17 protein-coding genes are annotated in these 24,427 nt (G+C 71.8%); 14 read left to right on the top strand and 3 right to left on the bottom strand.

What is annotated here, in order from left to right:
- Position 1: 1 nt before the first annotated feature.
- Together mmsA and chvE are read right to left on the bottom strand one after the other, a co-directional pair.
- Positions 2-1,531 carry a multiple monosaccharide ABC transporter ATP-binding protein gene (gene mmsA / locus AB0F88_RS03725; protein ID WP_362676986.1) on the bottom strand — a complete coding sequence of 510 codons (1,530 nt, stop codon included), beginning with the start codon at positions 1,529-1,531 and terminating at the stop codon, positions 2-4.
- A 99-nt stretch (positions 1,532-1,630) separates the two neighbouring features.
- Complete coding sequence (gene chvE, locus AB0F88_RS03720) at positions 1,631-2,767, bottom strand: multiple monosaccharide ABC transporter substrate-binding protein (RefSeq protein ID WP_362676984.1); 1,137 nt, start codon at positions 2,765-2,767, stop codon at positions 1,631-1,633.
- 601 nt (positions 2,768-3,368) lie between these two features.
- Between chvE and AB0F88_RS03715 the strand changes: the two genes are divergently transcribed.
- The 4 genes from AB0F88_RS03715 to araA all read left to right on the top strand — a co-directional run bounded on the left by AB0F88_RS03715 (position 3,369) and on the right by araA (position 8,518).
- A complete protein-coding gene (locus AB0F88_RS03715) occupies positions 3,369-4,358 on the top strand; it encodes a LacI family DNA-binding transcriptional regulator (protein ID WP_362677938.1) in 990 nt (329 codons plus the stop codon).
- Positions 4,359-4,537: 179 nt separating this feature from the next.
- Complete coding sequence (araB, locus tag AB0F88_RS03710) at positions 4,538-6,241, top strand: ribulokinase (RefSeq protein WP_362676982.1); 1,704 nt, start codon at positions 4,538-4,540, stop codon at positions 6,239-6,241.
- A gap of 115 nt (positions 6,242-6,356) precedes the next feature.
- Complete coding sequence (locus AB0F88_RS03705) at positions 6,357-7,025, top strand: L-ribulose-5-phosphate 4-epimerase (RefSeq protein WP_362676980.1); 669 nt, start codon at positions 6,357-6,359, stop codon at positions 7,023-7,025.
- Complete coding sequence (gene araA, locus AB0F88_RS03700; RefSeq protein WP_362676978.1) at positions 7,022-8,518, top strand: L-arabinose isomerase; 1,497 nt, start codon at positions 7,022-7,024, stop codon at positions 8,516-8,518. The genes AB0F88_RS03705 and araA overlap by 4 nt, the downstream gene beginning before the upstream one ends.
- Before the next feature lie 212 nt (positions 8,519-8,730).
- On the opposite strand, the gene AB0F88_RS03695 is transcribed toward araA, so the two are convergent.
- Positions 8,731-8,916 (bottom strand): hypothetical protein, encoded by a 186-nt coding sequence (locus tag AB0F88_RS03695; protein ID WP_362676976.1) that lies wholly within the window; start codon positions 8,914-8,916, stop codon positions 8,731-8,733.
- A gap of 1,185 nt (positions 8,917-10,101) precedes the next feature.
- Here AB0F88_RS03695 and AB0F88_RS03690 point away from each other — a divergent pair.
- The 10 genes from AB0F88_RS03690 to AB0F88_RS03645 all read left to right on the top strand — a co-directional run bounded on the left by AB0F88_RS03690 (position 10,102) and on the right by AB0F88_RS03645 (position 24,316).
- Positions 10,102-11,781, top strand: a complete 1,680-nt coding sequence (locus AB0F88_RS03690; RefSeq protein WP_362676974.1) for an ABC transporter substrate-binding protein — start codon at positions 10,102-10,104, stop codon at positions 11,779-11,781.
- A gap of 3 nt (positions 11,782-11,784) precedes the next feature.
- Positions 11,785-12,795 (top strand): ABC transporter permease, encoded by a 1,011-nt coding sequence (locus AB0F88_RS03685; protein WP_362676972.1) that lies wholly within the window; start codon positions 11,785-11,787, stop codon positions 12,793-12,795.
- Positions 12,795-13,724 (top strand): ABC transporter permease, encoded by a 930-nt coding sequence (locus AB0F88_RS03680; RefSeq protein ID WP_362676970.1) that lies wholly within the window; start codon positions 12,795-12,797, stop codon positions 13,722-13,724. Before AB0F88_RS03685 ends, AB0F88_RS03680 begins: the two co-directional genes overlap by 1 nt.
- A gap of 6 nt (positions 13,725-13,730) precedes the next feature.
- On the top strand, positions 13,731-15,728 hold the full coding sequence (locus AB0F88_RS03675; protein ID WP_362676968.1) for an ABC transporter ATP-binding protein: 1,998 nt from the start codon (positions 13,731-13,733) through the stop codon (positions 15,726-15,728).
- Between the two features lie 8 nt (positions 15,729-15,736).
- Complete coding sequence (locus AB0F88_RS03670) at positions 15,737-17,794, top strand: hydantoinase/oxoprolinase family protein (RefSeq protein WP_362676966.1); 2,058 nt, start codon at positions 15,737-15,739, stop codon at positions 17,792-17,794.
- An 83-nt stretch (positions 17,795-17,877) separates the two neighbouring features.
- A complete protein-coding gene (locus AB0F88_RS03665) occupies positions 17,878-19,563 on the top strand; it encodes a hydantoinase B/oxoprolinase family protein (RefSeq protein ID WP_362676964.1) in 1,686 nt (561 codons plus the stop codon).
- The gene (locus AB0F88_RS03660) at positions 19,560-20,930 is read left to right on the top strand and encodes an amidohydrolase family protein (RefSeq protein WP_362676962.1); all 1,371 of its coding nucleotides are present in this window, start codon (positions 19,560-19,562) and stop codon (positions 20,928-20,930) included. Before AB0F88_RS03665 ends, AB0F88_RS03660 begins: the two co-directional genes overlap by 4 nt.
- An 86-nt stretch (positions 20,931-21,016) precedes the next feature.
- Positions 21,017-21,211: a hypothetical protein gene (locus tag AB0F88_RS03655; RefSeq protein WP_362676960.1), complete on the top strand. Its 195-nt coding sequence runs from the start codon at positions 21,017-21,019 to the stop codon at positions 21,209-21,211.
- A 328-nt stretch (positions 21,212-21,539) separates the two neighbouring features.
- The gene (kynU, locus tag AB0F88_RS03650) at positions 21,540-22,985 is read left to right on the top strand and encodes a kynureninase (RefSeq protein ID WP_362676958.1); all 1,446 of its coding nucleotides are present in this window, start codon (positions 21,540-21,542) and stop codon (positions 22,983-22,985) included.
- On the top strand, positions 22,982-24,316 hold the full coding sequence (locus AB0F88_RS03645) for an NAD(P)/FAD-dependent oxidoreductase (protein WP_362676956.1): 1,335 nt from the start codon (positions 22,982-22,984) through the stop codon (positions 24,314-24,316). The genes kynU and AB0F88_RS03645 overlap by 4 nt, the downstream gene beginning before the upstream one ends.
- The last annotated feature ends 111 nt before the right edge of the window (positions 24,317-24,427 follow it).

The raw sequence follows: 24,427 nt of genomic DNA, 5'->3' as shown, positions 1-24,427 counted from the left end.
CCTACTCCTTTTCCTTGGTCATGAACTGCATGAGCCGCTCCGGAGTGGCCTCCGCCCGGGGGACCTCACCGGTGATGCGACCGGCCGACATCGCGTAGATGCGGTCGCAGACGCCGAGCAGCTCGGGAAGCTCCGAGGAGATGACCAAGATGGCCTTGCCCTGGTCGGCGAGCTGGTTGATGATCGAGTAGATCTCGTACTTGGCTCCCACGTCGATGCCCCGGGTGGGCTCGTCGAGGATCAGCACGTCCGCGTCAGTGAAGATCCACTTCGACAGCACCACCTTCTGCTGGTTGCCGCCGCTGAGCTTCCCGGTGACCGACAGCACGCTGGGAGCCTTGATGTTCATGCTCTCGCGGAAGCCGTCGGCGACCTGGTACTCCTTGTTGTCGTCGACCCAGCCGCGCTTCGCCAGCTTCCCCAGCGCCGCGGCCGAGACGTTCCGCTTGATGTCCTCGATCAGGTTGAGCCCGTACCGCTTGCGGTCCTCGGTGGCGTACGCGAGCCCGTGGCCGATCGCCTCGCCGACCGTGCGGAGCTGGATCTCCCGCCCGTCCTTGTAGACGCGGCCGGAAATGCCGACCCCGTAGCTGCGGCCGAACACGCTCATCGCCAGCTCGGTGCGCCCGGCGCCCATCAGGCCGGCCAGGCCGACGATCTCGCCGCGGCGCAGCGTCAGGTTGGCGCCGGAGACGACGACGCGGCCGTGCTGGCTCGGGCTGTGCACGGTCCAGTCCTCGATCCGCAGCGCCTCCTCGCCGACCTTCGGCTCGTGCGGCGGGTAGCGGTTCTCGAGGTCGCGGCCGACCATGCCCGAGATGATGCGGTCTTCGGAGACCTGGTCGTTGCTCATGTCCAGGGTCTCGATCGTCCGGCCGTCGCGCAGGATCGTGGTCGAGTCGGCGATGGCCCGGATCTCGTTCAGCTTGTGGGAGATGATCACCGAGGTGATGCCCTCCTCGCGCAGCCCGCGCAGCAGGTTGAGCAGGTGCGCGGAGTCCTCGTCGTTGAGCGAAGCGGTCGGCTCGTCGAGGATGAGCAGCCTGACCTTCTTGGAGAGCGCCTTGGCGATCTCCACCAGCTGCTGCTTGCCCACCCCGATGTCCATCGAGGCCGTCACCGGGTTCTCCCGCAGCCCGACCCGCTCCAGCAGCTCGGCGGCCTCGGCGTTCGTCCGGTTCCAGTCGATCAGGCCGCGGCTGGTCCGCTCGTTGCCGAGGAAGATGTTCTCGGCGATCGACAGGTACGGGCTGAGCGCCAGCTCCTGGTGAATGATCACGATGCCGCGCTTCTCGCTGTCCCTGATGTCGGAGAAGCGGCACGGCTCGCCGTCGAAGAGGATCTCGCCCTCGTACGAGCCGTGCGGGTACACGCCGGACAGGACCTTCATCAGCGTCGACTTGCCGGCGCCGTTCTCCCCGCAGATCGCGTGTATCTCGCCGCGCCGTACCACCAGGTTGACGTCCTGCAGGGCTTTGACGCCCGGGAACGTCTTGGTGATGCCACGCATCCGAAGTATGTCGTCGGTCATGCCGTCCGCCTCCGCACTGCCTTTCCGCTCCGCGAGCACCCGGCCGGCGGCGGGTGGGGCGCCGCCGGCCGGGTGCCTTTCGTCATGACACCGGTACCGCTACTTGAGCTGGTCCTCGGTGTAGTAGCCGGAGTCGACGAGGACCTGCTTGTAGTTGTCCTTGTAGACGATCACGGGGTCGAGCAGGTTCGACGGGACGACCTTCTCGCCGTTGTCGTAGTCCTTGGTGTTGTTCACCTCGGGCTTGCCGCCCTTGAGCACGGCGTCGGCCATCTCGACGGTGACGGCGGCCAGCTCGCGGGTGTCCTTGTAGATCGTCGCGTACTGCTCGCCCGCGATGATCGACTTGACCGAGGCGGCCTCGGCGTCCTGGCCGGTCACGACCGGGTACGGCTGGTCGGAGGTGCCGTAGCCGCTGCTCTTCAGCGCCGACAGGATGCCGATGGACAGGCCGTCGTACGGGGAGAGAACGCCCTGGACCTTGGTGCTGCCGGAGTAGGCCTTGGTGATCAGGTCCTCCATGCGCTTCTGCGCGGTGGCGGGGTCCCAGCGCAGGATCGCGACGGTCTTGAAGTCGGTCTCGCCGCTCTTGACGACCAGGGTCTTCTTGTCGATGTACGGCTTCAGGGTGTCCATCGCGCCGTTGTAGAAGAAGGTGGCGTTGTTGTCGTCCGGGGAGCCGGCGAAGATCTCGACGTTGAACGGGCCCTTGGCGTCGCCGTCGGAGCCGTCCGCCTTCTTCAGCCCCAGGCCGACCAGCAGCGAGGTCGCCTGCTGCACGCCCACCTTGTAGTTGTCGAAGGTGGCGTAGTAGTCGACGTTCGGTGAGTTGCGGATGAGCCGGTCGTAGGCGATGACCGGGATCTTCTTGTCGGCCGCCTCCTGGAGCTGCGTGGTGATGGCGGTGCCGTCGATCGAGGCGATGATCAGCAGCTTGGCGCCACTGGTGATCTGGTTCTCGATCTGGTTGACCTGCGTGGGGATGTCGTTCTCCGCGTACTGCAGGTCGACCTTGTAGCCCAGCTTCTCCAGGGCGCTCTTGACGTTGTTGCCGTCGTGGATCCAGCGCTCGGAGGACTTGGTGGGCATGGTGACGCCGACGAGCGTCTCGGCGGGCGCCGCGGAGGACGTCCCCGCCGCGCCCTGGTCGACGGTCTTGACGCTGGAGCCACAGGCCGTCACTCCCATGGCGAGAGCCAGGCCCACCGCGGCGGTGGCCAGCTTCGCGAACTTCATCGAATACCTCCAGTGTGGGAGCCCGTCCCGGCCCAGGGGTAGGCCGGAACAGCGGTGGGACGCGGTGCGTCCCGGGAGTAGCGGGTGCCGTGGCGGCGCGTCCCGGCCTCCGGCGTGCCACAGCCGGGGCGCGTCCTGTCCGAGCCGCGCCCACGGCGAGACCGGAGCGGGCCGGAGCGCGGCTCGCTCCGGTGCTCGTGAGCGTGATGGTGAACGGGTCCGTGAGCGTCTTCGCGGACGTCGTCGAGAGCGTCGTTGCGCGCGCTCACATCAGCGGCGTCAGGCCGCGCGGTGGTCCGTCCGGCTGTGTGACGAGCTATCAAATGCCCGGGTCGGCCGACTGTCAACCCCCGGGCGGTCAGGAGTTCTCGCACCATGGAGACCTTCTCGCAGGAGATGTGAACGCTAACAAGAGAGTACGCGCCAGTTAAGGGCGTGATGACGGCAACGTCAAGTAGGCGTTAACGGATGATCTCTGAGTAATAAGAACGTAATCTCAGGGGTGCTTGACGAGAGGCATTGTTAGCGCTCACAGTCTGTCCCAAGCCATCCTGAAGGAGCCGAACCCTTGAGCCCGAGTCTCGAACGACGTCCGCCTGTGATGGCGGACGTCGCCACGAGGGCCGGCGTGTCACACCAGACGGTCTCACGCGTGCTGAACGATCATCCCAACGTGCGCGCCGAGACCCGGGCCCGGGTGCTGGAGGCGATCAACGAGCTCGGCTACCGGCGCAACATGGTCGCCCGCGCCCTGGTCACGAGACACACGCGCACCCTCGGGGTGGTCAGCTTCGACACGACCCTGTACGGACCCGCGAGCACGGTCTACGGGATCGAGCAGGCGGCCAGGGCCGCAGGATACTTCGTCAGCATGGTCAGCCTCAAGACCATCGACACCGCGGGCGTGCGCGACGCGCTCGGCTACCTGGCCGAGCAGTCCGTCGACGGCATAGTGGTGGTCGCGCCGCAGCGCTCGGCCGCCCCCGCGCTGGCCGACGTGCCCACCGACATCCCCGTCGTGGCCGTCGAGGGCAGCCACGCGGGCGAGGTGTCGGTGGTCAGCGTCGACCAGATCGAGGGCGCCCGCCTGGCCACCCGGCACCTGCTCGACCTCGGCCACGAGACGGTGTGGCACGTCGCCGGCCCGTCGGACTGGCTGGAGGCCGACGGGCGGATCGAGGGCTGGAGCGAGGTGCTGACCGCCGAGGGCCGTCCGGTCCCCGAGCTGCTGTCCGGCGACTGGAGCCCGCGTTCCGGCTACGAGGCCGGGCTGCGCCTGGCGGCGACGCCGGGCGTCACCGCGGTCTTCGTCGCCAACGACCAGATGGCGCTCGGGGCGCTGCGGGCCTTCGCCGAGCTGGGCGTGCGGGTGCCCGAGCAGATCAGCATCGTGGGGTTCGACGACATCCCCGAGTCCGAGTTCTTCACCCCGCCGCTCACCACGATCAGGCAGGACTTCGGAGCGGTCGGCAAGTACAGCATCGAGGTCCTGCTCAGGCAGATGGAGGCGGGAGCGGAATGGTCCCACGAGCGACACGTCGTCCCGCCGCGGTTCGTGGCCAGGGCCAGCACCGCGCCGTTCCGCGCCTAGGTCCGCGTACCGTGGTGGTGCCGTGTTCGAGGTCGCGTCCGGGTCCGGGCGCCGTTCCCGGCTCGGGTCCGCGCCGTCCCGGCGTGCCGTTCCGCGCCTGAACCCCGCGGATCCGGCATGGTCGCCCGTGCCGGACCCCCCGTACCGAGGTCCCAACGTCCCGATGTCCTGGAGATGATGTGAACGCTAACAACGATCGTTACGTGGTCGGTGTCGACTTCGGTACGCTGTCGGGCCGCGCCGTGGTGGTGAGGGTGAGCGACGGCGCCGAGGTGGGCGCCGCCGTGCACGAGTACGCCCACCGGGTGATCGAGGAACGGCTGCCGGGCGCCGCCGTGCGCCTGGGCCCCGACTGGGCGCTGCAGTCGCCGGAGGACTGGCGGGAGGTGCTGCGCCAGGCGGTGCCCAAGGCGGTGGCCGCGGCCGGGATCTCCCCGTCGCAGGTCATCGGCCTGGGGACCGACTTCACCGCCTGCACCGTGCTGCCCGCCACCGCCGACGGCGTCCCGCTGTGCGAGGTCGACGGGCTCGCCGACCGCCCGCACGCGTGGCCGAAGCTGTGGAAGCACCACGCGGCGCAGTCGCACGCCGACCGGATCAACGCCGTCGCCGCCCGCAGGGGAGAGGCGTGGCTGCCCCGCTACGGCGGGAAGATCTCCTCGGAATGGGCGTTCGCCAAGGGCCTTCAGGTGCTGGAGGAGGACCCGGAGGTCTACGGCCGCGCGGAACGCTGGATCGAGGCCGCCGACTGGATCGTCTGGCAGCTCACCGGCGTGGAGACGCGCAACGTGTGCACGGCCGGGTACAAGGCCATCCGCCAGGAGGGCCGCTACCCCTCCGCGGAGTTCCTCGCCGAGCTCAACCCCGCTTTCACCGGTTTCACCGACAAGCTCGGCGGGGAGCCGTCCCCCCTGGGCGGCCTCGCCGGACGGCTGGACGCCCGCGCCGCCGCGTGGACGAAGCTGCCCGAGGGCATCGCGATCTCGATCGGCAACGTCGACGCCCACGTCACGGCCGCCGCCGCCGACGCCGTGCGGCCCGGCCAGATGGTCGCCATCATGGGCACCTCCACCTGCCACGTCATGTCCTCCGACGCCCTGGCCGAGGTACCCGGCATGTGCGGCGTGGTGCGTGACGGCATCGTGCCCGGCCTGTGGGGGTACGAGGCGGGCCAGTCGGGTGTCGGCGACATCTTCGGCTGGTTCGTCGAGACCTCGGTCCCGGGCTCCTACGAGCGCGAGGCCAAGGAGCGCGGGATCACCGTGCACGACCTCCTCACCGAGCGCGCCGCCGCGCAGCGGGTCGGGCAGCACGGCCTGGTTGCGCTCGACTGGCACAACGGCAACCGCTCGGTGCTGGTCGACCACAACCTCTCCGCCGTGGTCGTCGGCCAGACGCTCGCGACGAAGCCCGAGGACACCTACCGGGCGCTGATCGAGTCCACCGCGTTCGGCGCCCGCACGATCGTGGAGACCTTCGAGAACTCCGGGGTGCCGGTGACCGAGTTCGTCGCCGCGGGGGGCCTGATCAAGAACCACTTCCTGATGCAGGTCTACGCCGACGTGCTGCGCCGCCCGATCTCGGTGATCGGCTCCGAGCAGGGGTGCGCCCTGGGGTCGGCCATCCACGCCGCGGTCGCCGCCGGGGCCTACCCCGACATCACCTCTGCCTCGGCCGCGATGGGCGGGCGCGGCGAGGCCGTCTACGTCCCCGACGCCGGGCGCGCGGACACCTATGACCGGCTGTACGCCGAGTACCGCCGCCTGCACGACCACTTCGCCGGTGGGGAGATGCTGCACGGCCTGCGAGCCCTGCGCAACGAGGCGAGCACACCGGCCGGCGAGAACGAGAAGAGCACGTCGACGAACGAGGAGGACGCGTGACCGGGCGCGAGGAACATCTGAGCGGGCGGGCGCTGCCCCCGCCACCACGCGTGGCCGGGCATCCGGCACCGCGCGTGACCGGGCACCCGGGCTCGTACCGAACGGGGGCGGCCGGATGAGCGCCGTCGTCAGGAAGCTGCGGGAGACGGTCTCCGCGCTCCACCAGGAACTGGTCCGCTACAACCTCGTCGCCTGGACGGCCGGGAACGTCTCCGGCCGGGTCCCCGGCGAGGACCTCTTCGTCATCAAGCCGTCGGGGGTGATGTACGAGAACCTCACCCCGGAGTCGATCGTGGTGTGCGACCTGGACGGTGAGCTGGTCGAGGGCGAGCTGGCGCCGTCCAGCGACACCGCCGCGCACGCGTACGTCTACCGGACGATGCCGCGGGTGGGCGGGGTGGTGCACACCCACTCCACGTACGCCTCCGCCTGGGCGGCGCGGGGCGAGGCCATCCCGTGCGTGCTGACGGCGATGGCCGACGAGTTCGGCGGCGAGATCCCGGTGGGGCCGTTCGCGCTGATCGGCGGGGACGACATCGGCAAGGGAATCGTCGCCACCCTGGAGGGCCACCGCTCCCCGGCGGTCCTGATGCGCAACCACGGCGTCTTCACCATCGGCGCGGACGCCCGCGCCGCCGTCAAGGCGGCGGTGATGTGCGAGGACGTCGCCCGCACCGTGCACGTGGCCCGCCAGCTGGGCGAGCCGCTGCCCATCGCGCAGCCCGACATCGACAGTTTGTACGACCGCTACCAGAACGTCTACGGGCAAAGGAGTCCGCGGTGACCCTCCACGAGCGAGAGATCTGGTTCCTCACCGGAAGCCAGGGCCTGTACGGAGAGGACACGCTGGCCCAGGTGGCGGAGCAGTCCCGGGAGATCGCAGAGCGGCTCGACGAGGCGCTGGCGTTCCGGGTGGTGTGGAAGCCCGTGCTCACCGACGCCGCGTCGATCCGCCGGGTCTGCCTGGAGGCCAACGCCTCGGACGCCTGCGTCGGGGTGATCGCCTGGATGCACACCTTCTCCCCGGCCAAGATGTGGATCGCCGGGCTGGACGCGCTGCGCACGCCGCTGCTGCACCTGCACACCCAGGCCAACGTGGCGCTGCCGTGGAGCTCCATCGACATGGACTTCATGAACCTCAACCAGGCCGCGCACGGCGACCGCGAGTTCGGTTACATCCAGTCCCGGCTGGGCGTGGCCCGCAAGACCGTCGCCGGGCACGTGAGCGACCCGGCGGTGGTGGCGCGCATCGGCGCCTGGGCGCGGGCCGCGGCCGGGCGCGCCGAGCTGGGCTCGCTGCGGCTGGCCCGTTTCGGCGACAACATGCGTGACGTGGCGGTCACCGAGGGCGACAAGGTGGAGGCGCAGCTGCGCTTCGGCGTCTCGGTCAACACCTACGGCGTCAACGACTTGGTCGCCGCCGTCGACGCCGCGGCCGAGGCCGACGTGGACGGTCTGATCTCCGAGTACGAGGACACCTACAAGGTCGCCCCCGAGCTGCGCGCCGGAGGCGAGCGCCACGACTCGCTGCGCTACGCCGCCCGCATCGAGCTGGGGCTGCGCCACTTCCTCACCGAGGGCGGCTTCGGCGCGTTCACCACCAACTTCGAGGACCTCGGCGGGCTGCGGCAGTTGCCGGGGCTGGCGGTGCAGCGGCTGATGGCCGACGGCTACGGCTTCGGCGGCGAGGGAGACTGGAAGACCTCGGTGCTGGTGCGCACCCTGAAGGTGATGGCGCAGGGGCTGGAGGGCGGTACCTCCTTCATGGAGGACTACACCTACCACCTCACCCCCGGCCAGGAGGTCATCCTGGGCGCGCACATGCTGGAGGTCTGCCCGACGATCTCCGCCGGGGTGCCCTCGTGCGAGATCCACCCGCTGAGCATCGGCGGGCGCGAGGACCCCGTCCGGCTGGTCTTCGACGCGGAGCCGGGCCCCGCCGTGGTGGTCGGCCTGTCCGACATGGGGGACCGGTTCAGGCTGGTGGCCAACGAGATCGACGTGGTCGCCCCCGCCGAGCCGCTGCCCAGCCTGCCCGTCGCCCGCGCGGTGTGGAGGCCCCGCCCGAACCTGAGCACCTCCGCCGAGGCGTGGCTGACCGCCGGAGGCCCGCACCACACCGTCCTGTCGTCGGCCCTGACCGCCGAGGAGCTCACCGACCTGTCCGAGATGCTCGGTGTCGAGCTCCTGGTCATCGACGCGGACACCACCGCCCGCCAGTTCGCCAAGGAGATCCGCTGGAACCAGGCCTACTACCACCTGGCGCGCGGTTTCTGATCCGCCGGACCCCGCCCGTCCGCCACCCGTTCCCGCCGGTCTCCGGTGCCCTGCCGCTCGGAGGGGCGCAGGAGGACGTGCCGTCGCAGGCGGCCCGCCGTACGCGGTTCGCCGTGCACGGCTCGTCGTGCGTGGCCTGCCGCACGCGGCTCGTCGCGCACGGCGGGCAGGCGCGCGGCGGGAAGGGCGGTGCCGGCGTGCACGCCGGAGCGCTACGGGCGGATCCGGTGGCCGTCGTCCAGCAGGCGGGAGAGCACGCTGAGGGTGGCCGCGCCCGCCGCGACACCGCTGAGCAGGGAGAGCGGCCAGGGGGACCCGGCCACCAGGGCGAGCGCGCAGGCCAGTGTCGCGATCACCGCTGTGGCGGCCACGACGAGCAGTACAGGTACGGAGAACATCGGCTCACTCCCGCAGTGGGCGCCGCCGGGGTTCCGGCGGCACTGTGGCCGAGTGCCGGTTCGGGTCGAACCGGTACTCGCCCCAGTACGTCCTGCCCATCCTGAGCGCGGTAATCATGAACCGATCGAATCCGTGCTCATCCTGATATGTCCTGGCCCATCCTGGGCGCGGTGAGCACGAACCGGGCGAGTCGGTAATCGTCCCGCCGGCCCTGGCGCGTCCCGCCGGTCCTGGGCGCGGTGAGCACGAACCGGGCGTGCCGCGACCGGCGGCCGGGCGGGGCGGTGCGGGGGAGCGGACTCGATCGGTCCGCGGAGAGCGGCGGATGGAGCCTGGACGCGGTGTTCCTCATGAGCCGCCGACCGTGCGGTCCGGGACCGCACGGTCGTGACGGATCATGAAATCCCCTGTCAACCGTTTCCTCGCCACCCGCCGACGCCCGCCCCGCCCCACCCGGCTCGTTCCCGGACCGTCATCGGGCCCGCATCCCACCGGAACTCCCGGCCCCCGAACACCGGCCGGCTCTCCGGCCCGCCGACGAGTCCGCCCATGACCCCGGTGTCCGGCACCCCGTCCGGCCCGGTGCCCGGAGACGGCCCCGCTCCTCACCCACCCCCTGGGCGAAGGAGCGCCGACGAACGGACCCGGGAAGATGGATTCCCCGCCTCGGCTTTCCTTTCGGCTTCCCTTTCCGTTTCTTCCTCTCCCGCCCGACGGGCGGAGCCGGCGCGAAAGCGCGTGGTTCTTTCGCCGAAACCGCATGGTGCTTTTGCCGAAACTATGGCAGACGGGTATGAGCCGCGGTTGCCCGTCAGCGCACGATACTTGCCCGTCCGCGCACGGTCGGCTCGGCACCCGTTTCGCCCGCCGCCCGCGCGGTTCGCCGTCCGGCCGTCCGGGTTGGGACGGGGCGCCGATGTGCACTGCCCTGCCGGGAGGGCAGGGAACGCCGGTCACATCCGGGTGTCGTTCGTGTGAAATTCGGTGAACATGGCCATTGGGGCTTATCTTCTATTTGCCTATTCACCTGGCTGAACATGGGTTTCATGTGTGAACAAACATCGGTCTATTGTTCACTAAACTCAGGTCTGATAGAACAAACGGCACATGTAGGTCGGGTGGGCCGTCAGTGCTGCGATCCGCCCACCTCGCGGCCTATCCCTCATGGCCCCTGGAGGACTGCGATGCCCGGTTTGCCTCACCCCCACGGCCCGGTGTCCCCCGCGCTGCCCCGTCGCTCGATCCTGCGACTCGGGGGTGGGGTCGCCCTTCTCTTCGCGACCGGGTGCGCCGCGGGCACCAAGGCGGGTGGCTCGGACACCCCGGCGGCGAGCGCGGCCCCCGGCGGGAGCGGCGCCCCGGCCGCCTCGGCGCTGCGGATCGCGGTGGGCAGCTACCTGAGCAGCTGGGACCAGGACTTCGTCGGGTTCGACCTGACCGCGCTGATGCTCTACAAGAACGTCTTCCCCTACATGGTCGACTACGGGGTCACCTCGGTCGACGGCGGCCGGATCCTCGACACCGAGGCCATCGTCCCGGCCTTCGCCGAGTCCTTCGAGCCCGACGCCGACAACAAGGTCTGGACCCTCAAGCTGCGCAAGGGCGTGAAGTTCGCCAGCGGCAACGAGATGACCGCCAGGGACGTCAAGTGGTCCAAGGACCGCGCCTTCGCCGCGAAGGCCAACGTCGCCGGGATCTACCGGCTGATCGGGCTCACCGAGGCCGACCAGGTCCAGGTGGTCGACGACCACACCGTGACGTTCACCCAGGCGTTCCCCAGCGCCCTCACCCGGCAGATCCAGGCCATCTCGCTGTACGTCTTCGACTCCGAGGAGGCCAGGAAGCACGCCACCGACGACGACCCCTGGGCCAAGGAGTGGTTCGCCAAGAACCCCCCGAGCGGCGGCTACTTCAACGTCGCCAAGGCGGTCCAGGGCCAGGAGATCCTGCTCACCGCCAACACCGGCTACCCCGGCCCCGACGGCGCCAAGAGCCCCGAGGTCAGGCTCACCGTGGTGCCCGCCGCCGCCAACCAGCGCCTCCAGCTGCAGAACGGCGACATCGACATCGCCTTCGGGATCGGCCGGCGCGACATCAAGGACCTCAGGACCACCCCGGGCATCAAGGTCATCTCCGCGCCGAGCAACAGCCAGGTCGCCATCCAGATGTCGGTGACCACCGCGCCCTTCGACGACCTCGCCGTACGCAAGGCGCTCGCCCACGCCGTCCCGTACGAGCAGATCATCGCCAACGTCTACGGCGGCGACGCGCGGCCCGCCAGGAGCGTCGTCCCGCTGGACATGCCCGGCTACTCCGAGACCGGCTATCCCTACACCTACGACGTCGCCAAGGCCAAGGAGACGCTGGCCGGGGCGGGCAGGACCTCGGTCGCCTCCGAGCTGGTCTTCCAGACCGACAGCGAGGAGCAGCAGCAGATCGCCGTCCTGGTGCAGAGCGAGGCCAGGAAGGCGGGCATCGAGCTGAGGCTCACCCCGCTCGACCCCGCCACGCTCGCCGGGCGCAGGGAGAAGAAGAACATCCCGCTGCAGGTCACCGTGGGCCAGCTCTGGGTCAACGACGTGGAGTACATGCTCGGGACCAGCTTCACCAAGGGCGCCGGCCTCAACTACTCCAACTACGTCAACGACGAGATCGAGAAGATCTTCGAGGATTCCCACACCGTCGTCGACGAGGCCGAGCGCGCCAAGCTCTGGCTGCGCGTGCAGGAGATCCTGGCCGGGGACGTGCCCTGGGTCGTCGTCTGCCAGCCCGACTTCAACCTCCCCGTCAGGGAGGCGGTGGCGGGCTGGGTCCAGCCGATGGACGGCCTGGCCCGGCTGCGCCACCTGAGCGTCGCCGGGTAGTCCGTGCGCATCCTCCGGTTCCTTCTCGGACGGCTGCTCCAGCTCGTCCCGGTGCTCCTCGGGGTGGTCGTCCTGACCTTCCTCCTCGTCAGGGTCCTGCCGGGCGACCCGATCCGCACCATCCTCGGCCCCAACGCCACGGAGGCCGACGCCGCCGCCGCGCGGGCCAGGTTCGGGCTGGACCAGCCGCTGTGGCGGCAGTTCCTCGACTACGCCGGCGGGCTGTTCACCGGTGACCTCGGCACCTCCATCCAGAGCGGTGCCCCGGTGGGCTCGGAGATGGCCGTGCGCGTCGGGCCGACCATGGAGCTCGTGGTGATCGCGCTGGTCGTGGCGCTGGTGCTGGCGACGGTGCTCGGCATCTGGTCGGCGCGCAACGCCGGCCGGTTCGGCGACCACACCGTCCGCGTCGCGGCGCTCGTCGGCAACTCGGTGCCGGAGTTCTGGCTCGGCCTGGTGCTGGTCCTCGTCGGTTACAGCGTGCTGGGCTGGTTCCCCGCGCCCAGCGGCCGGGTGGACCCCGACACCGACCTCAGCCTCATCACCGGCGCCGACCTGCTCGACGCGGCGCTGACGGCCAACGGCCCCGCGTTCGTCTCGGCGCTGGAGCACCTCGTGCTGCCGGTGGCCACGATGGTGATCGTCATCGTCGCGCCGCTGCTGCGCAGCGTCCGGGCCTCCGCGCTGGAGGTGCTCGCCTCCGAGGCGTACGCGGCCGCCGCCGCGCACGGCCTCGGGAACCGGCTGCTGCTGCGCGGCTACCTGGTACGGGCCACGCTGGTGCGCCTCCCCACGCTGGCGGCCCTGGTGTTCGGCTTCTCCATCGGCTCGACGGTCCTCGTGGAGTACGTCTTCTCCTGGCAGGGCTTCGGGCAGTGGGCGCTGCGCGGCCTGCTCTACCGGGACTACCCGGTGGTGCAGGCGTCGGTGCTCGTGATCGCGCTGTTCTACGTGGTGGTGTTCCTCGTCGCCGACGTCGTCCACGCGGTCCTCGACCCGAGAGTGAGGATCTGATGCCGGACGCCGAACACGCCCCCGAGGCCGGACGCGTTCCCGAGGCCGGACGCGTACGGAAGCCCGGTGACGCGCGTGCCCCGAAGGCCGGACGCGTCCGGGAGAACGGCGGGGACCGGCGCTTCGCGTCGTCCCTGATCGCGGCCGGTTACGCGATCCTGGTCCTGGTCGCCGTGGCGGTCGTGTTCGCGCCGCTGCTGACCGCGTGGGGCCCCGAGGAGATCGACCCCCTCGCCTCCCTCGCCCCGCCGGGCGGCGCCCACCTCCTGGGCACCGACCTCAACGGCATGGACGTGTGGAGCCGGGTCCTGCACGCCGCCAGGCTCGACGTCGGCATCGCGGTCGCCGCGGTCGCCCTGGCCGTGGTCGCGGGCGGTTTCGTCGGCCTGGTCGCCGGATACCGGGGCGGCCGGCCGGACGACGCGCTGATGCGGGTGCTCGACGTCCTCCAGGCGTTCCCCACCTTCATCCTGGCCCTCGCGGTGGCCGCGCTGCTCGGCGGCGGGACCGCCAACCTGGTGGCGGTGATCGCGCTGGTGAACGCGCCCGCGTACGCCCGGCTGGTGCGGGCCGAGGTGCGCTCCGTCAGGGAACTGCCCTTCGTGGAGGCGTCCCGCACCTCCGGGGCCTCCTTCTGGGGGGTGCTCTGGCGGCACGTACTGCCCAACAGCCTCACGCCGGTGCGCGTCATCGCCCCGCTGAACTGCGGCTGGGCGATGCTCACGCTGGCCGGGCTGTCCTTCCTCGGGCTCGGCGTGCCGGTGCCCACCGCCGAATGGGGCGCCATGATCAGTCTCGGCACCGGGGACGTCGTCGCCGGCCGGTGGTGGACCTCGGTACCCCCCGGCCTCTTCCTGCTGATCTGCGTCCTGGGCTTCAGCCTCCTCGGCGAGGGCCTGCAGGAACGCGCCGACTCCACGAGGAGGTGACGGACGATGACCCTCCTGTCGATCGAGGACCTCTCCGTCGTGATCCACCGCCCCGGACGCCGGGTCGCCGCGCTGAGCGGGGTGAACCTGAGCGTCGAGCCCGGCGAGGTGGTCGGCCTGGTCGGCGAGAGCGGCGGCGGCAAGAGCATGGTGGCCCGCTCGATCGTGGGCCTGCTGCCCGGCGGCTCCCGTACGGCCGGGCGGGTCCTGTTCGACGGCGCCGACGTGCTGACGATGGGCGCCGCCGAGCTGGAGTCCTTCCGGGGGCGCGGCGCCGCGATCTGCTTCCAGAACCCGCGCGGCGCGCTCAGCCCCACCAGGACCGTCGGCCGCCAGCTCGTCGACCGGCTCGTCACCCACCGGGCGTTGGCACCCGCCCCCGCCAGGGAGGTCGCCGCCGAGCTGTTCGAGTCGGTCGGCATCCGCAGCCCGAGACGCCGCCTGGACGCCTACCCGCACGAGCTCTCCGGCGGCATGGCGCAGCGCGTCATGATCTCGCTGGCCACCGGGTGCGCCCCCGGCCTGCTGATCGCCGACGAGCCCACCACCGGGCTGGACGTGACCCTCGCCAGGGAGATCCTCGACCGCTTCCGGCTCGCCGCGAACGCCGAGCGGCGCGGCGTCCTGCTGATCTCCCACGACCTCGCCTCCATCGCGGAGGTCTGCGACCGCGTCGTGGTGCTCTACGCGGGGACGGTGGTGGAGAGCGGTCCCGGGCCGCAGGTGCTCGGCGAGCCCGCCCACCCCTACACGCGGGCGCTGCTGCGCTCGGTGCCTGACATCGACGGGCGCCCGGTGACGGTCACCCCCGGCGCGATGCCGCTGCTGGCGGAGGCGCCGTCCTCCTGCCCGTTCGCGCCGCGCTGCGCGCACGTGACGGAGTCGTGCACGACGGAGCTTCCGCGCGCCGAGGCCCTGGCCTCCGACTGGAGCGCCGCCTGCCTCCACCCCCGCTCCGGGCCCCTCTCCGAGCCCGACGGCGCGCTTTCCGGAGCGCGGGCGGGCTCGGGAGCGGGGACCGCCCCCGGAGGGGGGACGGGCGCGGAGGTGCTGCGCGTCGAGGACGCGCACGTCCTCTACCGTGCCCGCTTCGGCGGCGGGGGCCACCACGCCCTGCGCGGGGTCAGCCTCCGCGTCGCCGCGGGCGAGACCCTGGGCATCGTCGGGGAGAGCGGCTGCGGCAAGAGCACGCTGGCCAGGCTGATGCTCGGGCTGGTGCCGCCCTCCCGGGGGCGGGTCGAGGTCGCCGGGCGGGTGCTGTCCGAGCTGCGCGGCCGGGAGCTGCGCCGCCTGCGCACCCGCGTCCAGCTGGTCTTCCAGGATCCCGTCGGGTCGCTCAGCCCCCGGCGGACCGTGGCGGACGCGATCGGCGAGCCGCTGCGCGCCGCCGGGGTGCCCGCCTCCGAGCGGGCGTCGCGCGTCGCCCGCGTCCTGGAGCGCATGGAGCTGGACCCGTCGATCCTCGGGCGTCGCCCGCACGAGCTGTCCGGCGGGCAGGCGCAGCGCGCCGGCATCGCCCGCGCGCTCGTCGGCGACCCCGACCTGATCGTCTTCGACGAGCCGACCTCGGCGCTCGACGTCACCGTGCAGGCGCAGATCCTGAAGGTGATCGCCGAGGTGAGCGGCGACCGCTCGCGCGGCACGGTCCTCATCTCCCACGACCTGGCCGTCGTCCGGGGGTTCTGCGACCGTGTCGCGGTCCTCTACCTGGGGCGGATCGTCGAGGAGGGGCCGGTGGAGGAGGTCTTCGGCAACCCGCTGCACCCCTACACCCGGGCACTGCTGGCCGGCGCCCCCAGCCTCGGCGCCGGGTACGGAGGCCCGCGGGTCGAGCTGACCGGGGACCTGGAGGAGGCGGACGCCGCCGCGGGCTGCGCCCTCGCGCCGCGCTGTCCCTTCGCGACCGGCGAGTGCCGGGAGCGGGAGCAGGAGCTCCGCCCGTACGACGCGAGCCTGGTCGCCTGCCGCCGCGCCGCCGAGATCCCCGCGCTGATCGAAAGGTGACACCCGCGATGCCCGACCCCAAGCACCTCCGGCTGGCCGTCGACATCGGCGGCACCTTCGTCGACGCGATGGAGCTGGACACACGCACCCACGAGGTGCGCTTCAGGAAGGCCTCGACCACCCCGTCCCGTCCCTGGGAGGGCGTGCTCGACGCGGTCGCCGCGCTCGGCACCGACCTGTCGCGGGTGGAGCTGTTCATCCACGGCACCACCCTCGGACTCAACGCCGTCCTGGAGCGGCGCGGCGAGCCCACCGGGATTCTCACCAACGACGGCTTTCGCGACATCTTCCTGATCGGCAGGGGCAACGTGCCCGCCGACCACATGTACGACTTCCAGTACGAGCGACCCGAGAGCCTCGTGCGGCGCCGCCACACCGCCGGGGTGCGGGGACGCCTCGACCACCGGGGCCGGGTGGTCGAGGAGCTCGACGCCGCCGGGGTGAGGGAGGCCGCCCGGGTCCTCGTCGAGGAGCGGGGCGTGGTGTCGATCGCCGTCTGCTTCCTGCACTCCTTCCTCGACCCCTCCCACGAACGGGAGGCCGCCCGGATCATCCGCGAGGCGTACCCGGACGTGACGGTCTCGGTCTCCACCGACATCGTCAGGGAGTACCGCGAGTACGAGCGGACCAGCACGACCGTCCTCGACGCCTACATCCGGCCGATCTTCGAGAGGTACGTGGACCGGCTGGAGCACGGGCTGGCCGAGCGCGGGTTCGGCGGACGATTCCTGATCATGAGGTCCGGCGGCGGTTCCATGACGTCGACCGTGGCCAAGACCTCCCCGACGCACACCGTGCTGTCGGGCCCGGCGGGCGGCATCGTGGGCGCGGCGCACATCGCCGCCGCCCTCGGTCGCCGGGACCTTCTGACCTTCGACATCGGCGGTACCTCCCTGGACGCGTGCGTCATCGAGCACGGGTCCCCGGTGGCCGCCTACGAGGCGCAGCTGGAGCACTTCCCGCTGCTGATCCCCACGTACGACATCCGCACGATCGGCGCCGGAGGGGGCTCGATCGCGTGGCTGGAGCGGGGATTGCTGAAGGTGGGGCCGCAGAGCGCGGGTGCCGACCCCGGCCCGGTGTGTTACGGCCGGGGCGGCACCCGCCCCACTGTCACGGACGCGGCGGTCGTCCTCGGCTACGTGGACCCGGACCGCTTCCTGGCCGGGGCGATGGAGCTGCGGGCCGACGCCGCCCGCGCGGCGCTCGACGAGCAGGTGGCCGGGCCGCTCGGGCTCGGCCCGGAGGCCGCGGCGGCGGGCGTCTTCGACGTGCTGCTGGCCAGGACCGTCGGCGCGGTCCGGCAGATCACGGTCGAGCGGGGACACGACCCCCGCGGCTTCTCGCTGCTCGCGTTCGGCGGGGCCGGGCCGCTGCTCGCCCCGCTGCTCGCGGCGGAGATGGGCATCGGCGAGGTCATCGTGCCGTTCGCCCCGGCGGGCTTCTCCGCCTGGGGCATGCTCAGCGCCGACATCGTCGACGACTTCTCCCGTACGGTGACGGCCACCCTGGACGACGCCGACCTCGACGGGCTGGAGACGGTGTTCAAGGGCGTCGAGGCCGAGGCGGTCGCCTCCCTGGAGGCGCAGCGGGTCCCGGCCGACCGGATGGTCCTCGAGCGCCGGTTCGAGCTGCGCTACCTGGGACAGGAGCACTCGCTCGTCGTCACCGCGGGCCGCGACCTCGACCGGGACGCGATCAGGCGGGCGTTCGAGGAGACCCACGCGGCGCGGTACGGGCACGCGATGGACAACCGGGTGCAGATCCTCAACCTGCGGGTGCGCGGCGTCGGCCGTGCCGACAGGCCCGAGCTGGTGATGCGCCCGCCGGGCGACGGCGACGCTGGCCGGGCACTGCTCTCTCGCAGGGACGCCTACGACTTCGGCACCCGCGCCACGGCCTCGTTCGCCGTCTACGACCGCGCGCTGCTGGAACCGGGCGACGCGTTCGACGGGCCCGCCCTGATCGACGAGGGCACCTCGACCACCGTGGTCCCCTCGGGACAGCGGGTCGAGGTCGAGGAGCACGGCTACCTGCTGGTACGGCTTGTGGAGGCGGCGTCATGACGGAACGGCTGGATGGAGGACGCCCGGACGGCGGGCGGCTGGACGGTGCTCGGCTGGACGGCGGGCGACCGGATGGCGCTCGGTTGGACGGTGCTCGGCCGGATGGCGCTCGGCTGGACGGCGCGACCGCCGAGGTGGTGCGCAGCTACCTGCTCGCGGCGGCGGAGGAGATGCGGGCCACGCTGATCCGCACGTCGTTCAACCCGGTCATCTACGAGGTCCACGACTTCGGGATGTCGATGTACGACGCGGACCTGCGGCTGATCGCCGAGGCCACCGGGCTCACCTTCTTCCTCGGCGCCAACGACTTCTCACTGCGCAAGGGCGTGGAGTACGTGGGGCGGGAGAACCTGCGCCCGGGTGATGTGGTGTTGCTGAACTACCCGTACTGGAACGCGGCGCATTCCTACGACGCGACGCTGTTCTGCCCGGTGTTCGTGGGTGTGGACCTGGTGGGTTTCCTGTGCGTGCGGGCTCACTGGATGGATCTGGGGGCGAAGGATCCGGGGTACGTGCTGGATTCCACGGACATGCATCAGGAGGGGATCATCTTTCCGGGGACGAAGGTGTTCTCGGGAGGTGTGCCGAATCGGGAGATCATCGAGTTGATCCGGTTCAATTCGCGGATGCCGGATCTGGTGATCGGTGATCTGAACGCGCAGGTCGCCGCGCTGCGCACCGGCGAACGCCGGTTCCTGGAGATCCTGGAGAAGTTCGGCCGGCCGACCGTGGACGCCGCGGTCCGGCGGATGGTCGAGGACGGCGAGGCGCGCACCCGCGCCGCCCTCGCCGAGCTGCCGCAGGGCTCGTGGACGGCGGTCGACTGGCTGGACGACGACGGGATCACCGAGGACCCGGTGCGCATGCAGGTCACCGTCACCATCGCCGACGGCACCTTCACCGTCGACTTCGCCGGCTCCTCGCCCGCCACGCCCGGTCCCGTCAACATGCCGTTCGGCGCGACCATCGCGATCTGCAAGGTCGTCCTCAAGGCGCTCACCTCGCCCGACGAGCCGTCCAACTTCGGCACGACCGTCCCCCTGGAGGTGCGGGCCGAGCCGGGCACGCTCTTCCACGCCGTCTACCCGCAGCCGACCTTCACCCTCTGGACCGGCATCGTCGCGGTCGAGCTCATCCTGAAGGCGCTGGCGCAGGGGATGCCGGACCGGCTGCCGGCCTCCTCGGGGGGTGACGTGCCGGGGTTCATGATGGTCGGGGTCCATCCGGAGACCGGGCAGATGTTCGCGGTCAGCAACAACGACCCGGTCGGCTGGGGCGCCACCCCCTCCCACGACGGCATGAACGCCGCCACCCACGTCTCGGGCAGCACGGGACGCATCACCCCGATCGAGGTCCTGGAGGCCAGGACGGGGATGTTCTTCGAGCGGGTGGAGATGCGGGAGGACTCCGGGGGCGCGGGGCGGTTCCGGGGCGGGGTCGGGCTGCGGCGTGACATCCGTTTCGTCGTGCCGGGGGAGTTCCTGTCGGTGATCAAGAAGACGCGGTCGCGGCCGTGGGCGCTGGAGGGCGGGCTGGAGCCCGAGCCCAACCAGGTGGTGGTCTTTCCCGGTACCGAGCGCGAGCGGCGGGTGAGCACGAAGCGGACCCGGGTGGAGATCGGCGACCGGGTCACGTTGCTGACGGCCGGAGGCGGCGGGCACGGCGATCCGCGCGAGCGCGATCCGGAGCTCGTCCGCCGCGACGTCGCCGAGGGCTACGTCTCACCCGAAGCCGCCCGCCGCATCTACGGGATCGGGACGACCCGATGAACGACCCGATGAACGACCCGATGAACGACGCGGCCAACGACGCGGCCAACGACGTGGTCCTCGTCAACTGCACCGTCACCGACGCCCGCGCCGGCGGTGTTCCCGGTGCGGTCCCGGGAAGCCGTACGGCGAAGGTCGCGGCCTCCGGCGGCGCGGGCGTGCCGCCGGAGGCCGGGGCGGCGGGCGGCGGGGGGCGGATCGCCGACGCGGCGGTGTGGATCCGGGGCGAGCGGATCGCGGCCGTGGGTCCCCGCGAGCGGATCCTGGAGCGGACGGGCGACGCTCACCCGATCGACCTCGACGGCGCGTACGTCACCCCCGGCCTGGTCAACATGCACACCCACCTGTCCCTGTCGCTCCCCGGGCAGGGAGGCGACAGCGTGAAGAACATGACGGCGCACGAGCTCGCCCTCTACATGGCCGACGGCGCCCGGCGCACCTTGCACTGCGGGGTCACCACGGTGCGGTGCGTGGCCGAGAAGGACCACGCCGACTTCGCGCTGCGCCGGGCGATCGAGTCGGGACGGGCGATCGGCCCGCGCATCTTCACCGCCGGTCGCGCGCTGGTCTGCACCGGCGGCCACGGGCACGAGGGGAGCGAGACCCTGGAGTGCGACGGCGCCGACGGGTTCCGGCGCGGGGTGCGCAGCCAGGTCAAGGCGGGCGCCGACCTCATCAAGATCATGATCTCGGGCGGGATCTCCGGGGAGCACGAGAGGATCGACACCCCGCAGCTGTTCTCCGACGAGATGGCGGCGGCGCTGCAGACCGCGCACGCCTGGGGCCGCAAGGTCACCGCGCACGCGGGTCCGGCGGCGGTGATCGCCGAGGCCGTCGAGCTGGGCCTCGACTGCGTGGAGCACGGCTACCAGCTCACCCCCGAGGTCGCGAAGAGGATGGCCGAACGCGGTACGTCCCTGGTGCCGACGCTGCTCGTCACCCGCTGCAAGGAGTTCTTCGACGAGCTCGGGGTGCCGGAGTGGATGCAGTGCCGCTCGCTCGGCGCCGGGCCCCGGCACCTGGAGAGCTACGCGATGGCCCTCGACGCGGGGGTGGACGTCCTGCTGGGCAGCGACATGCCGCCGTTCTGGGACTTCGAGGGGACAAACGCTTCGGTACGCGAGCTGGAGTGCATGTCCGAGGGCGGCCTCGGCCCGGTGGCGGCGCTCCACGCCGGCACGCTCGGCCCGATGCGCTGGCTCGGCGCCGACGCCGACCTCGGCACCGTCGAGGTCGGCAAGTACGCGGACCTCATCGCGATGGACGCGGACCCGCTCGCGGACACCTCGGCCTTCCGCGGGGTCCGCTGGGTGATGAAGGGCGGGCGGGTCGTCCGCGACGACCGGTCGGGATGGGAGAAACCCTGAGCACCGTTTTCCCGGGAGCCGGGGATCTTTCCCGGGATCCGGGGATCGAGGACATCCCGGTGCGGCTCCGGCGGGTGACGCGCCCGGTGACCCAGAGAGCGGCGGAGCGGGTGACCGACGTGCTGCGCCGCGCCGGCGGCGACCAGCTCATCGTGCACCACCACTCCGCCTCGTACGGTCGCGCCTACCTGGGCCTGGCGCGCGGCACCTGGCTCGGCGCGGCGGGCATCGCCCAGCCCAGGCCGCTGACCGTGCTGGCGGAGGCCGCCGAGGTGGTCTAGTACGCCGCACGGTCTCACCGACGACGGCGGCGTGGAGCTGCTGGGCACCGAGGTACTGCCGTGGCTGGACCGTTCTCCGAAGAGTCCGGACCGTTCCCCGAAGGAGGCGGCGACGACGCGGTGACCCAGCGTGAGAGGTGACCCTCCTGGGTGACGCTCCGTCATCTCGAAACCGGATGCCCGGAGAACCTTCCGTCCGCAAAGCGTGCGGCCGGAATCTTCGCGCGCCGCTAATTTCACCTCAGTTCAGTATGGGTGAACATAAGAGGGGAGAAGGAGATGACGTGACGAGTGAGCGCGCCGGAGGCCCGGCGATCGAGGTGTCGTCGTGACCGCCGCGAGGACGGGAGGCCCCGGCGACCTCCGTGACCCGGGCGGTGACCGGAGCCGTGGCCCGGACCGTGGCCCGGACCGTGAGCCGGCCGGTGACCCGCGCCGCGACCTGGGCGGACATGACGGCTCCGGCGGTCCCGGAAGCCCCGGCGAGCGGGAGGCGCTGGCCGCCGACGCCGAGCACGCCGAGCACGCCGAAAAGCCGGTGTGCCGCCGCGCGGAGTTCCTCGTCCCGCCCGCCCCCGCCGCCTGCCGCTACCCCGAGGTCGCCTACTTCGCGGGCAACTCGCTCGGCCTCCAGCCCCGTGCCGCCCGCGCCGCGATCTCCGCCGAGCTGGACGACTGGGCCCTGCACGCGGTCGAGGGGCACCACCGGGCGGCACACCCCTGGCTGCCCTACCACGCCGAGCTGCGCGAGGACGCCGCAGCCCTGGTGGGCGCGTTCCCCGACGAGACCGTGGTGATGAACTCCCTCACGGTCAACCTGCACCTGATGATGGCGACCTTCTACCGTCCGGCGGGGGAGCGCACCCGCATCGTCATCGAGGACCACGCCTTCTCCTCCGACAGCTACGCGGTGCGCAGCCAGGCGGTGCACCACGGCCTCGACCCCGACGAGACGGTGGTCCGCCTGCGCCCCCGCGAGGGCGAGGACTGCCTGCGCACCGAGGACATCACGGGCTACCTGGCCCGCGAGGGGCACCGGGTGGCGCTCGTGCTCCTCGGCGGGGTCAACTACCTGACCGGCGAGTTCCTCGACATCCCGGCCGTCACCGCCGCCGGGCACGCGGCCGGGTGCCTCGTCGGCTGGGACCTCGCGCACGCCGCCGGGAACGTGCCGCTCGCGCTGCACGACTGGGACGTGGACTTCGCGGCCTGGTGCTCGTACAAGTACCTCAACGCCGGTCCTGGCGCGGTCGCCGGCTGCTTCGTGCACCGGCGCCACGTGACCGACCCGGAGCTGCCCCGGCTGGCCGGGTGGTGGAGCACGGAGCAGGCGACCCGCTTCGAGATGCGGCCCGAACTCGTCCCCGTCCCCACCGCCGACGCCTGGCAGATCTCCAACCCGCCGATCCTCGCCATGGCCCCGGTCCGGGTCTCGCTGCGGATGTTCGCCGAGACCGGGATGGCGGCGCTGCGGGAGCGGAGCCTGGCGCTCACCGGCTACCTGGAACGGCTGCTCACCGAGGTGGCCCGTGACCGCCCGCTGGAGATCGTCACGCCCGCCGACCCGGCCAGGCGCGGAGCCCAGCTCTCCCTCCGGGTGACCGGGGGTCTCGACGCCTCCGAGCTGGCCGCCCGGCTGCATGAGGTCCACGGTGTCCTCGCCGACGTGCGGCGCCCGGACGTCATCCGGTTCGCCCCCGTGCCCATGTACTCCACGTTCCACGACTGCTGGCGGGCGGCGGACGCGCTCGCCGGGGAGGTGAGACCGACATGAGTTCACCTGGCGAGGTCGCCGTGGTCGGCGCCGGGCTGGTCGGCTGCCTGACGGCCTGCTATCTGGCCCGCCGAGGCTACGAGGTCACCCTGTACGAGCGCAGGCCCGACCCGCGCGAGGCCGCCCCCGAGCGCGGCCGCTCGATCAACCTGGCGATCTCCGAGCGGGGGATCGACGCGCTGCGCAGGATCGGCCTGGACGAGACCGTGCTGAAGGCCGCGCTGCCGATGCCCGGCCGGATGATGCACGCCCCCGACGGCACGCTCGGCTTCCAGCCGTACAGCGCCGGAGGGCGGCGGGCGATCAACTCCATCGGCCGCTCGGAGCTCAACCGGACCCTGCTGGACGCGGCCCTCGGCATGCCCGGGGTCCGCGCCCTCTTCGAGCACCGGCTCACCGGGCTCGACGTCGACTCGGGCCGGATGGACTTCGACACGCCCGGCGGCCCCGTCACCCGCGCCGCCCCGGTCGTGCTCGCCGCCGACGGCGCCTACAGCGCGGTACGGGGACGGCTGCAGTTCCTGCCCGGCTTCGACTTCAGCCAGGAGTATCTCGACTACGGCTACAAGGAGCTGACGATCCCGGCGCGCGACGGCGGGTTCGCCCTCGACCCGGGCGCGCTGCACATCTGGCCGCGCGGCAAGGCCATGATGATCGCCCTGCCCAACCCGGACAGGTCCTTCACCTGCACGCTGTTCTGGCCCAAGTCGGGTCCGGGCAGCTTCGCGGAGCTGGACACCGCCGAGCGGTTCGAGGAGTTCTTCGCCGCCAACTACGCCGACGCCCGCGCCCTCATGCCCGACCTCGCCGGGGACTACGCCCACAACCCGATCGGGCACCTGGTCACCATGCGGGCCCGCCCCTGGCACGTGCGCGGCACCGCCGGAGCGGTGGTCGGCCTGCTCGGCGACGCGGCCCACGCCATCGTCCCCTTCTACGGCCAGGGCGCCAACTGCGGCTTCGAGGACTGCGTGGAGCTCGACCGCTGCCTGGAGGAGACCGGCGACGACTTCCCCCGGGCCCTCGCCATGTACGGGGCCCGCCGCAAGGAGCACGCCGACACCATCGCCGAGCTCGCGCTGGAGAACTTCGTCGAGATGCGCGACAAGGTCGCCTCCCGCTCGTTCCTGCTGCGCAAGCGCGTCGAGCACGGCCTGGAACGGCTGCTGCCCGGTTTCTACGTCTCCCGCTACGAGCTCGTGTCGTTCAGCACGGTGCCGTACGCCGAGATCCGGCGGCGCATCTCCCGACGGCGCGGGGCGGTCGCCGCCGGGGCGCTCGGCGCGCTGGCCGCGGTCGCGCTGGCGGCCCGCGCCCTGCGCCGTCACTGACCGCTCCCGCGCCGCCGGTGACCGCCCCCGCGCCGTCATCGGCCGGTTCGCGCCGTCACCGGCTCACCCCGCGTCGCCAGGGCCGTCTCCGCCGCCGGGGCCGTCTCCGCC

It is taken from the genome of Streptosporangium sp. NPDC023963, assembly GCF_040639135.1.
GTDB lineage: Bacteria > Actinomycetota > Actinomycetes > Streptosporangiales > Streptosporangiaceae > Streptosporangium.
Note: the sequence above shows the minus strand (reverse complement) of the source record. Positions and strands in the feature narration are given on the sequence as shown.

What these genes read in the sequence shown, in the direction of transcription:
- mmsA (WP_362676986.1), bottom strand. Translation starts at nt 1,531, where the DNA reads ATGACCGACGACATACTTCGGATGCGTGGCATCACCAAGACGTTCCCG.
- chvE (WP_362676984.1), bottom strand. Translation starts at nt 2,767, where the DNA reads ATGAAGTTCGCGAAGCTGGCCACCGCCGCGGTGGGCCTGGCTCTCGCC.
- AB0F88_RS03715 (WP_362677938.1), top strand. Translation starts at nt 3,369, where the DNA reads ATGGCGGACGTCGCCACGAGGGCCGGCGTGTCACACCAGACGGTCTCA.
- AB0F88_RS03705 (WP_362676980.1), top strand. Translation starts at nt 6,357, where the DNA reads ATGAGCGCCGTCGTCAGGAAGCTGCGGGAGACGGTCTCCGCGCTCCAC.
- AB0F88_RS03695 (WP_362676976.1), bottom strand. Translation starts at nt 8,916, where the DNA reads ATGTTCTCCGTACCTGTACTGCTCGTCGTGGCCGCCACAGCGGTGATC.
- AB0F88_RS03690 (WP_362676974.1), top strand. Translation starts at nt 10,102, where the DNA reads ATGCCCGGTTTGCCTCACCCCCACGGCCCGGTGTCCCCCGCGCTGCCC.
- AB0F88_RS03680 (WP_362676970.1), top strand. Translation starts at nt 12,795, where the DNA reads ATGCCGGACGCCGAACACGCCCCCGAGGCCGGACGCGTTCCCGAGGCC.
- AB0F88_RS03675 (WP_362676968.1), top strand. Translation starts at nt 13,731, where the DNA reads ATGACCCTCCTGTCGATCGAGGACCTCTCCGTCGTGATCCACCGCCCC.
- AB0F88_RS03670 (WP_362676966.1), top strand. Translation starts at nt 15,737, where the DNA reads ATGCCCGACCCCAAGCACCTCCGGCTGGCCGTCGACATCGGCGGCACC.
- AB0F88_RS03660 (WP_362676962.1), top strand. Translation starts at nt 19,560, where the DNA reads ATGAACGACCCGATGAACGACCCGATGAACGACGCGGCCAACGACGCG.
- AB0F88_RS03645 (WP_362676956.1), top strand. Translation starts at nt 22,982, where the DNA reads ATGAGTTCACCTGGCGAGGTCGCCGTGGTCGGCGCCGGGCTGGTCGGC.